Raw genomic sequence first — 13106 nt, forward strand, 5'->3', positions numbered from 1 at the left:
CGCGGCCCATGAGCCGGGCAAAGGCGCGTGAGTTGCTCGATAGCCTCGACTGCGGCCCTTGCCGTATCGACGTGCAACTGCAAACCCCTGCAGGTGGCATCGCCCTTCGCGAATGGGCCGGGGTGGCGCAGCGCGTGCTGCTCAAGTCGGCGCTTGGCGCACGGCTGGTGGCCGACCCATGGAACCTGCTGGAGTGCGCAGCGTGAGCAGCCTGTTCGCCTTCCCTGGCCAGGGCGCGCAGCAGGCGGGGATGCTGCATCGCCTGCCCGAAGGCTCGGCAGCGTTGCTGGAAGAGGCCAGCGATACGCTCAATGAACAGGTGCTGGCCCTGGACAGCCAGCAGGCATTGCAATCGACCCGCGCCGTGCAGTTGTGTTTGCTGTTGGCCGGGGTGGCCTGGGCGCGCACGTTATTGCAACGCAGCCCGGCCCCCGACTATGTGGCAGGGCTGTCGATCGGCGCCTACCCTGCCGCCGTCACCGCGGGCGCCCTGGCCTTTACCGATGCCGTAGGCCTTGTGGCACTGCGTGGTGAGCTCATGCAACGTGCCTACCCACAAGGCTACGGCATGACCGCTCTGAGTGGCCTGGATCTGGCCAGTGTCGAGCGCTTGCTGGCGCAGGTGGGCGGCGAGGTGTACCTGGCCAACCTCAATAGCGACAACCAGATCGTCATCGCCGGCAGCGACACGGCCATGGCCGAGGTTGCCGCCAGGGCGCGCAGCCGTGGCCAGGGCGTGGCCAGGCGCCTGGCGGTCAGCGTGCCCTCCCATTGCTGCTTGCTCGACGGCCCGGCGGCCGAACTGGCACACGCGTTTGCCAGCGTTAAGATCAACCGCCCGCGCATCACCTACCTCAGTGGCAGCAGCGCGCGGCCGCTGTTCGACCCGCAACGCCTGCGTGACGACCTGGCCGGCAACATGGCCCGGCTCGTCGACTGGCGTGCTACGTTGCGCAACGCCTATGAGCGCGGCGTGCGCCTGCACCTGGAGCTACCGCCCGGCAGCGTGCTGACCGGCCTGGCCCGCCCGGTGTTCGAACAGGGGCGCGTGCTTGCCCTGGAGCAAACCCGACTCGATACAGTGGACGCCCTGCTGCGTCAGGAGGTCAGCCAGCGCCCATAAATGCCGTGTTTTTCGAAGGACAACAACAAGCAACTTCGACCCAACGCGAGGACAACAACAATGATCATCTACGGTGTGGCCTTTCTGGCCCTGTGTACCCTTGTAGGCCTGTTTATCGGCGAACTCCTGGGCAAGCTCCTGGGCGTACCTGCCAACGTCGGCGGTGTCGGCATCGCCATGCTGCTGCTGATTTTCATCGGCAGTTACCTCAACAAGCGTGGCCTGATCAAGGCCAAGTCCGAACAGGGCGTGGAATTCTGGAGCGCCATTTACATCCCCATCGTGGTGGCCATGGCCGCCCAGCAGAATGTGCTGGGCGCGCTGTCCGGTGGGCCGATGGCGATAACGGCAGGCGTCGTGGCAGTGGTCGCAAGCTTTGCCATGGTGCCGCTGCTGGACCGCATCGGGCAAAAGAAGCCTGAGGCGGGCACCGACAAACCCCTGACTGCTGCGCAACGGTGACCGCCATGTACGAATCCATGATGAAAGTGATCAACGGTTATGGCCTGGTCAGTGGTTTCGCGGTGATCGGCGTGACCATGTGGCTGTCCTACTGGTTCTCCGACAAGCTGACCCGCGGGCGTTTGCACGGCTCTGCCATCGCTATTTTCCTGGGCCTGGCGTTGTCTTACGTTGGCGGGGTGATGACGGGCGGGCAGAAAGGGCTGGTGGACATTCCGCTGCTGTCGGGCATCGGCCTGCTGGGCGGGGCCATGTTGCGGGACTTCGCCATCGTCGCCACGGCCTTTGGCGTCAACATCGAAGAACTCAAGCGCGCCGGGGTGTCCGGGGTGATATCGCTGTTCTTCGGCATCGGCACCTCGTTCGTCGCAGGGGTAGGGGTGGCCATGGCCTTTGGTTACACCGATGCGGTCAGCCTGACCACCATCGGCGCCGGGGCAGTGACCTATATCGTCGGGCCGGTGACGGGCGCTGCGATTGGCGCAAGCTCCGAGGTGATGGCGCTGTCGATTGCCGCCGGGCTGGTCAAAGCGATCCTGGTCATGGTGGTGACGCCATTCGTGGCACCGATGATCGGTTTGAACAACCCGCGCACTGCGGTGATCTTCGGTGGCTTGATGGGCACCTCCAGCGGTGTGGCCGGTGGGCTGGCGGCGACCGATCCCAAGCTGGTGCCCTATGGCTGCCTGACCGCAGCGTTCTACACCGCCTTGGGCTGCCTGCTAGGGCCTTCGCTGCTGTATTTCTGCATGCGTGGCCTGGTGGCGTAGGCCGGCCTTGCCGCGGTGGTTCTGGCGAACCGCCGCGGTGTGCGCCACTCAGTTTTCCCGGCTGTACATTCGGCATTCCGCCAGCAGCGCCAGCAGGTTGGGCTCGCGCTCCCGGGCCTTGAGGAACACCACGCCGATATGTTGCTGCAGCCGGTAACGCGGCTGCAGCGCAATCAGCTTCACCCGGTTTTCGTACACCGCAGCAATGCGCCCCGGCAACAGTGCAAAGCCCACCCCCGAACTGACCATGCTGAGCAGGGTGAAGATATCGTTCACCTGCATCGCCACCTTCGGCTCGAACCCGGCCTGCTGGAACACCCGTGCGCCATCGCGGTGGGTGGCAAAGCCTTGGGTCAGGGTGATGAAGGTGGACTCGGCCAGGTCCGCCAGGTCCACCTCCTGCTGCTCGGCAAACGGCGAATCAGTGGGCACGGCGAGGTAGATATCGTCGGAGAACAGCGGCAATTGCTCGCAGGCAGGGTCGGCCACGCTTTCATCCAGCGACACCAGCACCGCCTCCAGTTCATGGTTCTTCAGCCGCTGCAGCAGGTCGACATTCGAGCCCAGGGTCAGGTCGATGTTCAGCTCGCTGCGCCGCAGCTTCAGGCCCATCACCAGTTTGGGCACGGTCTTCACGGTCAGTGAATACAGGGCCCCGAGGCGGAAGCGCTCGGCGTAGAAACCAGCCGCCTCGCGGGTCTGGCGCACCATCTGCTCAGCGTCCTGGATCAACTGGCGGGCTTTCTTTTCCAGCACATAGGCGCTTTCCAGCGGAATCAGCTGACGGCCTTCGTGCTTGAACAGCGGGCAGCGCAGGGCGCTTTCCAGCGAATGAATGGCCCGGTGCACGCTGACCGCGCTGGTGGACAACTCGGCGGCGGCGCGCCCGAGGTTGCCGCTGCGCATGAAGGCGAGGAAGGTCTCGAGTTTTTTCAGGGTCAGTTCTTCGTCGATCAGCATGTTCAGGCCCTGAAGTGAAAGAGCTGCAGAGCATGCCACAACCTCACCCCGAAGGGTGATGGCCGCCCCCGGCATCCCATGCAAGAATCCCAACCATGACCACCCCGGCATGGGACGACGACAATGAGCAAAGACCGGCTGAAATCGCCCGACTGGTACGCGCAGATGGCCCGTGTCATTGACGCCCAAGGCACGCCGGGCTTCGTCGAGGCGCTGTTCGCCGCGCTCAAGTTGCTTGCGCCGTGCCAGGCCATCACGGTGTTTCTTTACCCACGCAAGGGCCTGCCTTCGGCGTTGTTCGTCAAGGACGAAGAGGGCCCATGGCTGCCCGAAGGCAACGTGCAGCGCTACCTGGAAGGCTATTACCTGCTGTGCCCGTTCTACCGTGCCTGCATGGACAGTGTGGCTGCCGGCTGCTTTCGCCTCAGCGACGTTGCCCCCGACCATTTCAAGCGCAGCGAGTACTACCTGTCGTTCTACCAGCACGCACACCTGGAGGACGAACTGAACTTCATCGTCCCTCTGGATGAACACCTGACCATCGCCGTGGCCCTGGCCAGTACCCGCCGCCTGGACCGTCAGCAGGTCAGTGACCTCAAATGTGTCGCACCCTGGGTGGTGGCCGTGGTGCGGCGCCAGTGGAGCCACCTGGATGTCGACGCCGTGGGCGGGCGCTTCGAAAGTGCTCTGGGCCGGCAGATCAACGCCGCGCTGAACAACTTCGGCTCCTCACTGCTCACCGAGCGCGAATGCCGCATCGCCCAGTACCTGCTGCGCGGCCACTCCACGCGCTCGCTGGCCGAGCGCCTGGGCATCAGTGAAGACACGGTCAAGACCCACCGCAAGAACCTCTACACCAAGCTCGACATCGCCAAGCAGTCAGAGCTGTTCTCGCTGTTCATCGATTCGCTGTCCCAGGCCCAGGAAGGCTTGAGCAAGGACCCGCTGGAAAGCTACCTGCGAAGGCGCTGACGGCGCCACGTCCACCCACACCTACAACAACTGCAACCGGCCGCCCGCGCGGCCGCAAGGGAGACCTGCGTGCATACGAAAAGCGATTGGCAGCAGCGCGCTGCACGGCAAAGCTTCATCACCACGGCGCTGATCGACGGCCGCCCGCTGGCGGCCCGGTCAGGGCTGACCTTCGATGCCATCAACCCGGCCAACCGGCAGTTGCTGGCCCAGGTCGCCGCTTGCGGCGATACCGAAATCGACCAGGCTGTGCGTTCGGCGCGTCGCGCCTTCGAGCAAGGCCCCTGGGCGCGCATGGCACCTGCGGCACGCAAGGGCGTGTTGCTGCGCTTGGCCGAACTGATGATGGCCCACCGCGAGGAGTTGGCGTTGCTCGACTCGCTGAACATGGGCAAGCCGGTGATGGACGCCTACACCATCGATGTGCCCGGCGCGGCCAACGTATTCGCCTGGTACGGCGAGGCGCTGGACAAGGTCTACGATCAGGTCGCGCCAACCGCAGGCAATGCCCTGGCCACGGTCACGCGCGAAGCGCTGGGCGTGGTCGGCGCCGTGGTGCCGTGGAATTTCCCGCTGGACATGGCTGCCTGGAAGGTCGCCCCGGCGCTGGCCGCCGGCAACAGCGTGGTGCTCAAACCCGCCGAGCAGTCGCCGTTCTCGGCCCTGCGCCTGGCCCAACTGGCGCTTGAGGCAGGCGTGCCCGAAGGTGTGCTGAACGTGGTGCCGGGCCTGGGGGAAAGCGCTGGCCGTGCCCTTGGCCTGCACCCGGATGTGGATTGCCTGGTGTTCACCGGCTCCACCCAGGTGGGCAAGTACTTCATGCAGTACTCGGCGCAATCCAACCTCAAGCAAGTATGGCTGGAGTGTGGCGGCAAGAGCCCGAACCTGGTGTTCGACGACTGTCAGGACCTGGACCTGGCAGCGGAGAAAGCGGCCTTCGGCATCTTCTTCAACCAGGGCGAAGTGTGCTCTGCCAATTCGCGCTTGTATGTGCAGCGCTCGGTCCACGACGAGTTCGTCGAGCGCCTGCTGGCCAAGGCCCGCCAGTGGCTGCCCGGCGACCCCCTGGACCCGGCCAGCCGCGCCGGTGCCATCGTCGACGACGCCCAGAGCGCACGTGTCATGGCTGCCATCGAGCAGGCCCAGGGCGACGGCGCACGCCTGTTGTGCGGCGGCCAGCGGCTGACCTTCAACGGCTCGAACAACTTCATCGCGCCAACGGTGTTCGCCGACGTGCGCCCGGATTCGGCCCTGGCCCGCGAAGAAGTGTTCGGCCCGGTGCTGGCGATCACTGCCTTTGACGACGAAGCGCAGGCCGTACGCCTGGCCAACGACAGCGTTTATGGCCTGGCCGCTTCGCTGTGGAGCGACGACCTCAACCGCGCCCACCGGGTGGCCCGGCAGTTGAAGGCGGGCACCGTCTCGGTCAACACGGTCGATGCCCTCGATGTGGCGGTGCCCTTTGGCGGCGGCCGCCAGTCGGGCTTTGGCCGCGACCTGTCGCTGCACGCCTTCGACAAGTACACCCAGCTCAAGACCACCTGGTTCCAGCTGCGCTGACCCTCACTCACGGAGAACAACAATGAACGCACCCTTCCAGCCGCAACGCGACACCCGCGACTACCAGGCCAGCGACGCGGCCCACCACATCCACGCTTTCCTAGACCAGAAGGCGCTCAACGCCGAAGGCCCACGGGTCATCACCCGCGGCGAACGCCTGTACCTGTGGGACAACGACGGCAGGCGCTACCTGGACGGCATGTCCGGCCTGTGGTGCACCCAGCTGGGTTACGGGCGCAAGGACCTGACCGCCGCCGCCGCCGCGCAGATGGACCAGCTGGCGTACTACAACATGTTCTTCCACACCACCCACCCGGCGGTGATCGAGCTGTCCGAACTGCTCTTCAGCTTGCTGCCCGGGCACTACAGCCACGCGATCTACACCAACTCCGGCTCCGAGGCCAACGAGGTGTTGATCCGCACCGTGCGCCGTTACTGGCAGGTGGTCGGCCAGCCGAACAAGAAGGTCATGATCGGCCGCTGGAACGGCTACCACGGTTCGACCCTGGCCGCCACAGCGCTGGGCGGCATGAAGTTCATGCACGAGATGGGCGGGCTGATTCCGGACGTGGCACACATCGACGAGCCGTACTGGTACGCCGAGGGTGGCGAGCTGACGCCGGCCGAGTTCGGCCGCCGCTGCGCCTTGCAGCTGGAAGAGAAGATCCTCGAGTTGGGCGCAGAGAATGTCGCAGGCTTTGTGGCCGAGCCGTTCCAGGGCGCAGGCGGCATGATTTTCCCGCCGGAAAGCTACTGGCCGGAAATCCAGCGCATCTGCCGCCAGTATGATGTGCTGCTGTGCGCCGACGAGGTGATCGGTGGCTTTGGCCGTACCGGTGAATGGTTCGCCCACGAGTACTTTGGCTTCGAGCCGGACACCCTGTCCATCGCCAAAGGCCTGACGTCGGGTTACGTGCCCATGGGCGGCCTGGTGCTGAGCAAGCGCATCGCCGAAGCGCTGGTGGAGCGTGGCGGGGTATTCGCCCACGGCCTGACATATTCCGGGCACCCGGTGGCGGCCGCAGTGGCCATCGCCAACCTCAAGGCGCTGCGCGACGAAGGCATCGTGCGCCAGGTCAAGGACGATACCGGCCCGTACCTGCAGCGCATCCTGCGTGAGGTGTTTGCCAACCATCCGTTGATTGGCCAGGTGCAGGGCGCGGGGCTGGTGGCGGCGTTGCAGTTCGCCGAGGACAAGGGCAGCCGCAAGCGTTACGCCAACGAGAACGACCTGGCCTGGCAGTGCCGCACCTACGGGTTCGAGGAAGGTGTGATCATCCGTTCGACGCTGGGGCGGATGATCATGGCGCCGGCGCTGGTGGCCACGCATGGCGAGCTCGATGAGCTGGTGGACAAGACGCGCATTGCCGTGGACCGGACGGCGCGGGGGCTGGGAATTTTGTGATGGTGTAAAGACGGCCGCTGCGCAGGTCTCGCGGTTGTTGTAGGAGCGGCCTTGTGTCGCGAAAGGGCCGCGAAGCGGCCCCAGGTTTTTGCATCGCTGCTGGTCAGCCGGGGCCGCTTCGCAGCCCTTTCCGACCGGTCCGGCGCCCCGGCAAGGCCGCCCCTACGGGCCGCCACAGGGGCGTATCACCCTCAGTGCGGTGCCCGCGGGATGGTCTTGAGCAGGTCTTCCGGGCTGATGTGCCCGACCACCTGAGCCACCGCACTGCCGGGTGTCGGCAGGTCGATGATGTGGCTCTTCATCTTGCCGACCACGTGCATTTCGCACGGCTTGCAGTCGAACTTCAGGGTCAGCACTTCATCGCCCTGGATCAGCTGCATCGGCGCCACCTTGGTGCGCACGCCGGTCACACCCTTGGCCTGTTTGGGGCACAGGTTGAACGAGAAACGTAGGCAGTGTTTGGTGATCATCACCGGCACTTCGCCGTGCTCCTCGTGCGCTTCGTACGCCGCATCGATCAATTGCACGCCGTGGCGGTGGTAGAAGTCGCGGGCCTTCTGGTTGTAGACGTTGGCCAGGAACGACAGGTGCGACTCCGGGTATACCGGCGGCGGCGTGGTCTCGGCCTTGCGCCCGCCACGCGGGTGGGCCTTGATGCGCGCCTCGGTCAGCGCCTCGATGGCTTCGCGGCGCAGGGCCTTGAGCTGCGAGTTGGGGATGAAGTACGCCTGCGGTGCGTCCAGCACGATGGCATTGGCGTGATACATCGTGGTACCCAGCTGGCCGAGCAGGTCGTGCAACTGGTCCAGGGCCTGCTGCGGCTTGTTGGCTGCGCCGAACGGGCCATCCAGGGCGACCTGCACGCTGACGCCTTCCTCACTGCAGACGCTGAGCATCAGGCGCTGTTCGGTGAGCACGGCGTGCCACTCCACACCTACCCGGCGCTCGGCCGAGGTGCGCTGCAGGGCCTGCTGCCAGTTGTGGTCCAGGTTGCGCGACAGCGGGTGGTTGGGCCGCAGCTTGTGCAGGCCCTCGGGCATCTCGTTGGGTTCGACCCGGTAGCGGTAGCGCTTGTGGCCGTCTTCTTCGAACTCGCCACGCGGCTCGGCGATGTTGGCACGGAAACCCACCACGTCACGCTTGACCAGCACGTTGAGGCCGTCGCCGTTGGTCAGCGGCACTTCGGTGACCACCTGCAGGTCGCGCTTGCCGACCTTTTCCACCACACCTACCGGCAGGCCGGTGAAGGTTGGTGAGTCGAAGGCGCCGATATCCACCTTGCGGTCGGTGACGAAGTAGTCGGTGCTGCCGCGGTGGAAGGTCTTGTCCGGGTCGGGGACGAAGAAGTGCTCGGTGCGGCCGCTGGAGGCGCGGGCCAGGCCCGGGCGGTCTTCGAGAATGGCGTCGAGTTCTTTGCGGTAGTGGGCGGTGATGTTCTTCACATAGCCCATGTCCTTGTAGCGGCCCTCGATCTTGAACGAGCGCACGCCGGCATCGACCAGGTCGCGCAGGTTGGCGGTCTGGTTGTTGTCTTTCATCGACAGCAGGTGCTTCTCGAACGCCACCACACGGCCCTGGTCGTCCTTGAGGGTGTACGGCAGGCGGCAGGCCTGCGAGCAGTCGCCACGGTTGGCGCTGCGGCCGGTCTGGGCGTGGGAAATATTGCACTGGCCGGAGAAGGCCACGCACAGCGCGCCGTGGATGAAGAACTCGATGGCCGCGTCGGTTTCGGCGGCGATGGCGCGGATCTGCTGCAGGTTCAGTTCACGGGCCAGTACCAGTTGGGAGAAGCCGGCCTGGTCGAGGAACTTGGCCCGTTCCAGGGTGCGGATGTCGGTCTGGGTGCTGGCATGCAGCTCGATAGGCGGGATGTCCAGTTCCATCACCCCCAGGTCCTGCACGATCAGCGCATCGACGCCGGCGTCGTACAGCTGATGGATAAGCTTGCGCGCCGGTTCCAGCTCGTTGTCGTGCAGGATGGTGTTGATGGTGGTGAACACGCGGGCGTGGTAGCGCCGGGCGAATTCTACCAGCTCGGCGATTTCGCCCACTTCGTTGCAGGCGTTGTGGCGTGCGCCGAAGCTCGGGCCACCGATGTAGATGGCGTCAGCGCCGTGCAGGATCGCTTCACGGGCGATGGCCACGTCACGGGCAGGGCTGAGCAGTTCCAGGTGATTCTTTGGAAGGGACATGTCGTTATAGGTTCGGGCTGTCACGGTAGGGCGGCATTGTAGCGGGGAAATGGGCGGGTGGCATGCTTTGGCTGCCCAGAGGTGGTTTGCCGGTACTGCGTCCTGCTTGGGTTGGGGCCGCTTTGCAGCCCCTGGCGGTGAGGCAACCGCTCTATCAGCCTTTGGCCGCCATCGCGGTCACTTCTACACGCATTTGCGGGTACGCCAGCGCCGCCACGCCCACGGCAGCGCGCACCGGCCACGGCTTGCTGAAGAAACGCTGGTACACCTCGTTGAAGGCGGCGCGGTCGGCCATGTCGGTGAGGTAGATGGTCAGGTGCATGACCCGGTCCATGCCGCTGCCGGCCTTTTCCAAGGCTTCTTTCAGTGCCTGCAGGGTGCTTTCGCTCTGCTGCACGATATCGCCGTCCAGATCGGCTGGAATCTGGGTGGTGACCAGCACGCCGTTGAACTCGGCGACGTCGGAAGAAATGGACTCGGCATCGGAATCCGGGGTGAAGATGATGTTGGCCATAAAGTGGTTTTGCCTTGCGACGGAAGGAAAGCCGCAAGCCTACGCGAGCACGGCGCAGGGGTCGAGCCACAGGGCACCGCTTGGCCCGCGCGCATTGTAATACCGCGCCACGGCGGTCAGAATCGCGCCGATTGTTGAGCAAGGGGCTTGAGTTGAACGAACAGACATTGTCGATGCGCCTGGAGCGTGTGGCGGCGCATGTGCCGCAGGGCGCGCGCCTGGCCGATATCGGCTCGGACCACGGCTACCTGCCGGTGGCGCTGGCGCTGCGTGGCGCGATCGAAGCAGGTGTGGCCGGGGAAGTGGCGCAAACGCCTTATGCTTCGGCCCAGCGCAACGTGCACCGCAACGGCCTGCAGGAACGCATCACCATCCGCCTGGCCGATGGCCTGGAGGCGATCCAGGCGCAAGACCGCATCTCGGCGGTGAGTATCTGCGGCATGGGCGGCGACACCATGTGCGAAATCCTGGAGCGGGGCAAGGCACGCCTGAGCGGCAGCGAGCGGTTGATCCTGCAACCCAATGGCGGTGAGGGTGAGCTACGGGCCTGGCTGATGGCCAACGGCTACCGGATTGTCTGCGAAGAGGTGTTGCGCGAGAACCGTTTCGACTACGAGATCATCGTTGCCGAGCCGGGCGAGGCAGTCGTCTATAGCGCCGAAGAGCTGTATTTCGGCCCGGTGCTGATGCGGGAGAAAAGCCCGGCGTTCCTCACTAAATGGCAACGCATGCTGCGCCAGAAGCAGCAGACCCTGGTCAACTTCGAACGAGCCCGGGATGCGATCCCGCAACACAAGCTGCAGGACTTTGCCAGGCAGGTTGGCTGGATCACCCAGGTGCTGGCCTGAATCACTGCTGCGAGCAGTTACCCATTTCCCGGTAGTTGACCTCGTGGGTCTGGCCCTGATGGTCTACATAGACCATGTGTGCGGTGCCCACCTGGCAATCGGCAATGTTGCTGGCCGGGGAGATCGACACCACTTTGGCTACATCCAGCGGCATGCCGTATTCGTAGTTGGCGCTGTCGTTGGCGGCCGGCTGGGCGGCGCCTGGGGCGGCCAAGGCGCCGAACGAGGCGAAGGTGGCAGAGAGCGCAAGCAGCGCGATCGAGCGTTTGATGTTCATGGCAGGCTCCTTCTTCAATGTTTTACCAATGATGTATTGTTTGGCTGTGCACAATAAATGGGCTAAGCCGTGATAGATTCCTGCCTGGAACGTACGAATAAGAACGAACAAGGAGCCGAGCCCCATGGACATGCTGCACGCCATGCGCACCTTCACCCGGGTAGTGGAGTGCGGCAGCTTCGCTGCGGCTGCCAATGCCCTGGACATTTCTGCCGCGCAGGTGTCGCGGATCGTCGCCGAGCTGGAGAACCAGCTGCAGACCCGCCTGCTGCACCGCACTACCAGGCGCCTGCGCATGAGCGAGGCCGGCGAGCGGTTTCTGGAGCGCTCGCGGCAGATCATGCTGTTGACCGAAGAGGCGGTGGGCGAGGCGCGCGGCGCGCACCTGACCCCCCGTGGCCGGCTGCGCCTGCATTGCCCGCACGGCCTTGGCCTGTTGCTGATGCCGCTGGTGGCCGGCTACAACGCGCTATGCCCGGAGGTGGTGGTGGAGCTGACCCTGTCCCAGCGCAACCCCGACCCGCTGGCTGAAGGGCACGATGTGGTGATCACCGTGGACGACGCGTTGCCCGACTCACAGCTGATCGCTGTGCCGCTGGGTACCATCTTCAGCATCCCCTGCGCCGCGCCCAGTTACCTGGAGGCCCATGGTGTGCCCGAGCGGCCCGAAGACCTGCATGAGCACCGCTGCCTGCGCATGGCGTACCCGATGTATGAGGGCGACTGGGTGTTTCCCCAAGGGCTGGACCATTGCGTGATCGCGCCGCGCGACAGCTTCCTGACCAACGTCGCCGACGCGATGCTGGTGGCCAGTGAACTGGGCATGGGCATCGGGCTGCTGCCGTTCTACACGGCCAGCCAGGCGATCGAGCAAGGGCGCTTGCGGCGGTTGTTGGCACCTTACCGGTTGCGTGAGTGTGCGTTGTACGCAATGTACCCGTCGCGGCACTATCTGGATGCCAAGGTGCGGACCTGGATCGATTACCTCAAGGAGCAGTTGCCGGCGCTGTTTGCAGGGCATGAACAGATTGTCGATGACACGCAGTACTGGCGCTGAGTCGATGCCGGCCCTGTCACCGGCAGGCTCAGAGCGCTGAATCATCCCTGCCAGCCGCCTCCAAGGGTCTTGTACAGCGTCACCCGGTTGACCTGCTCGGCGAGCTGCAGGCTGATCAGCCCCTGCTGCGCCGAATACAGGGAGCGCTGCGCGTCCAGTACATCGAGAAAGCTGTTCGCACCCTGCTTGTACAAGGCCATGGCCAGGTCGTAGCTGGTATGGGTGGCCTCGCTCAGGTTGCGCTGGGCGTCCAGCCGCTCGTTGACGTGGGCGCGCACGGCGAGGGCATCGGCCACTTCGCTGAAAGCGGTCTGCAAGGTCTTCTCGTAGGTGGCCACTTCGATCTCGCGGCTGACCTTGGCAGCATCCAGGCTGGCGCGGTTGCTGCCGGCATTGAAGATCGGCAGGTTGATCGACGGGGCAAAACTCCAGGCTGCGCTGCCCGACTTGAACAGCCCGGACAACTCGCTGCTGGCGCTGCCGCCGGTGGCCGTCAGGGTCACGCTGGGGAAGAACGCCGCTCGCGCCGCGCCAATATCGGCGTTGGCCGCCTTGAGTGTGTGCTCGGCAGCGAGTACGTCCGGGCGACGTTGCAGCAGCGTCGACGGCAGGCCCGCCGGAACGCTGACCAGCAACGCTGCATCGAGCGGTGTGATGCCCGGCAACTGGGCGTCACCCAGGCGCTGGCCGACCAGCAACTCCAGGGCGTTGCGGTCCTGTTCGACCTGGCTGGCATAGTTCGCCGCATCGGCGCGGGCTGACTCCACGGTGCTGCGCGCCTGAGCCAGGCTCACCCCTGACTCACCGCCCAGGCCGTGGCTCTGCTGCACCAGGGCATAGGTTTTCTGCTGGCTCGCGTAGGTGTCGTTGGCCAGCGTGAGCAGTTGCTGGTCGGCAGCCAGGGTCATCCAGGCACTGGCCACTTCGGCCACCAGGCTGAGCTGCGTGCTGCGGCGGGTCTGCTCC

The 13106-nt window shown here is 65.1% G+C and carries 14 protein-coding genes; 9 read left to right on the plus strand and 5 right to left on the minus strand.

The window, feature by feature from the left end; translation table 11 throughout:
* The 4 genes from BLX42_RS06440 to madM form a co-directional block, all read left to right on the plus strand.
* Window positions 1-206, plus strand: a 206-nt coding sequence (locus tag BLX42_RS06440) for a phosphoribosyl-dephospho-CoA transferase MdcG domain-containing protein (RefSeq protein ID WP_306092918.1), incomplete at its 5' end; no start/stop codon positions are given.
* Window positions 203-1123: a malonate decarboxylase subunit epsilon gene (mdcH, locus tag BLX42_RS06445; RefSeq protein ID WP_161871408.1), complete on the plus strand. Its 921-nt coding sequence runs from the start codon at window positions 203-205 to the stop codon at window positions 1121-1123. The genes BLX42_RS06440 and mdcH, both read left to right, overlap by 4 nt.
* A 60-nt stretch (window positions 1124-1183) precedes the next feature.
* Window positions 1184-1585 carry a malonate transporter subunit MadL gene (gene madL, locus BLX42_RS06450; RefSeq protein WP_046786022.1) on the plus strand — a complete coding sequence of 134 codons (402 nt, stop codon included), beginning with the start codon at window positions 1184-1186 and terminating at the stop codon, window positions 1583-1585.
* 5 nt (window positions 1586-1590) lie between these two features.
* Window positions 1591-2355, plus strand: a complete 765-nt coding sequence (gene madM / locus BLX42_RS06455) for a malonate transporter subunit MadM (protein WP_012314725.1) — start codon at window positions 1591-1593, stop codon at window positions 2353-2355.
* Between the two features lie 48 nt (window positions 2356-2403).
* Here madM and BLX42_RS06460 read toward each other — a convergent pair whose 3' ends face one another.
* A complete protein-coding gene (locus tag BLX42_RS06460; RefSeq protein ID WP_012314724.1) occupies window positions 2404-3315 on the minus strand; it encodes a LysR substrate-binding domain-containing protein in 912 nt (303 codons plus the stop codon).
* A gap of 123 nt (window positions 3316-3438) precedes the next feature.
* On the opposite strand from BLX42_RS06460, the gene BLX42_RS06465 reads away from it, so the two are divergent.
* The 3 genes from BLX42_RS06465 to BLX42_RS06475 all read left to right on the plus strand — a co-directional run bounded on the left by BLX42_RS06465 (window position 3439) and on the right by BLX42_RS06475 (window position 7252).
* A complete protein-coding gene (locus BLX42_RS06465) occupies window positions 3439-4287 on the plus strand; it encodes a helix-turn-helix transcriptional regulator (protein ID WP_161871409.1) in 849 nt (282 codons plus the stop codon).
* A 69-nt stretch (window positions 4288-4356) separates the two neighbouring features.
* The gene (locus BLX42_RS06470) at window positions 4357-5847 is read left to right on the plus strand and encodes an aldehyde dehydrogenase (protein WP_161871410.1); all 1491 of its coding nucleotides are present in this window, start codon (window positions 4357-4359) and stop codon (window positions 5845-5847) included.
* A 22-nt stretch (window positions 5848-5869) separates the two neighbouring features.
* Window positions 5870-7252, plus strand: a complete 1383-nt coding sequence (locus tag BLX42_RS06475; RefSeq protein ID WP_012314721.1) for an aspartate aminotransferase family protein — start codon at window positions 5870-5872, stop codon at window positions 7250-7252.
* A gap of 191 nt (window positions 7253-7443) precedes the next feature.
* Here the strand turns inward: BLX42_RS06475 and BLX42_RS06480 are convergent, their stop codons facing one another.
* Both BLX42_RS06480 and BLX42_RS06485 read right to left on the minus strand, forming a co-directional pair.
* Entirely contained in the window at window positions 7444-9444 is a 2001-nt protein-coding gene (locus BLX42_RS06480; protein ID WP_115274640.1) for a U32 family peptidase, read from the minus strand.
* A gap of 154 nt (window positions 9445-9598) precedes the next feature.
* Complete coding sequence (locus tag BLX42_RS06485; protein WP_012314719.1) at window positions 9599-9958, minus strand: RidA family protein; 360 nt, start codon at window positions 9956-9958, stop codon at window positions 9599-9601.
* A 152-nt stretch (window positions 9959-10110) separates the two neighbouring features.
* On the opposite strand from BLX42_RS06485, the gene BLX42_RS06490 reads away from it, so the two are divergent.
* Window positions 10111-10806, plus strand: coding sequence for a tRNA (adenine(22)-N(1))-methyltransferase TrmK (locus BLX42_RS06490; RefSeq protein WP_161871411.1), 696 nt, complete (start codon window positions 10111-10113; stop codon window positions 10804-10806).
* 1 nt (window position 10807) lies between these two features.
* Here the strand turns inward: BLX42_RS06490 and BLX42_RS06495 are convergent, their stop codons facing one another.
* Window positions 10808-11077: a DUF2790 domain-containing protein gene (locus BLX42_RS06495; RefSeq protein ID WP_046786402.1), complete on the minus strand. Its 270-nt coding sequence runs from the start codon at window positions 11075-11077 to the stop codon at window positions 10808-10810.
* A gap of 130 nt (window positions 11078-11207) precedes the next feature.
* Between BLX42_RS06495 and BLX42_RS06500 the strand changes: the two genes are divergently transcribed.
* Window positions 11208-12140: a LysR family transcriptional regulator gene (locus tag BLX42_RS06500; protein ID WP_046786027.1), complete on the plus strand. Its 933-nt coding sequence runs from the start codon at window positions 11208-11210 to the stop codon at window positions 12138-12140.
* A gap of 41 nt (window positions 12141-12181) precedes the next feature.
* Here the strand turns inward: BLX42_RS06500 and BLX42_RS06505 are convergent.
* Window positions 12182-13106, minus strand: a 925-nt coding sequence (locus tag BLX42_RS06505) for an efflux transporter outer membrane subunit (RefSeq protein WP_161871412.1), incomplete at its 5' end; no start/stop codon positions are given.

Origin of the sequence: Pseudomonas sp. SG-MS2 (assembly GCF_009933855.1) — a bacterium.
Lineage (GTDB): Bacteria > Pseudomonadota > Gammaproteobacteria > Pseudomonadales > Pseudomonadaceae > Aquipseudomonas > Aquipseudomonas putida_E.

Bases quoted from the DNA above. Each gene is read 5' to 3' on its own strand.
- madL (WP_046786022.1), top strand. From the start codon at position 1,184: ATGATCATCTACGGTGTGGCCTTTCTGGCCCTGTGTACCCTTGTAGGC.
- madM (WP_012314725.1), top strand. From the start codon at position 1,591: ATGTACGAATCCATGATGAAAGTGATCAACGGTTATGGCCTGGTCAGT.
- BLX42_RS06460 (WP_012314724.1), bottom strand. From the start codon at position 3,315: ATGCTGATCGACGAAGAACTGACCCTGAAAAAACTCGAGACCTTCCTC.
- BLX42_RS06465 (WP_161871409.1), top strand. From the start codon at position 3,439: ATGAGCAAAGACCGGCTGAAATCGCCCGACTGGTACGCGCAGATGGCC.
- BLX42_RS06475 (WP_012314721.1), top strand. From the start codon at position 5,870: ATGAACGCACCCTTCCAGCCGCAACGCGACACCCGCGACTACCAGGCC.
- BLX42_RS06480 (WP_115274640.1), bottom strand. From the start codon at position 9,444: ATGTCCCTTCCAAAGAATCACCTGGAACTGCTCAGCCCTGCCCGTGAC.
- BLX42_RS06485 (WP_012314719.1), bottom strand. From the start codon at position 9,958: ATGGCCAACATCATCTTCACCCCGGATTCCGATGCCGAGTCCATTTCT.
- BLX42_RS06500 (WP_046786027.1), top strand. From the start codon at position 11,208: ATGGACATGCTGCACGCCATGCGCACCTTCACCCGGGTAGTGGAGTGC.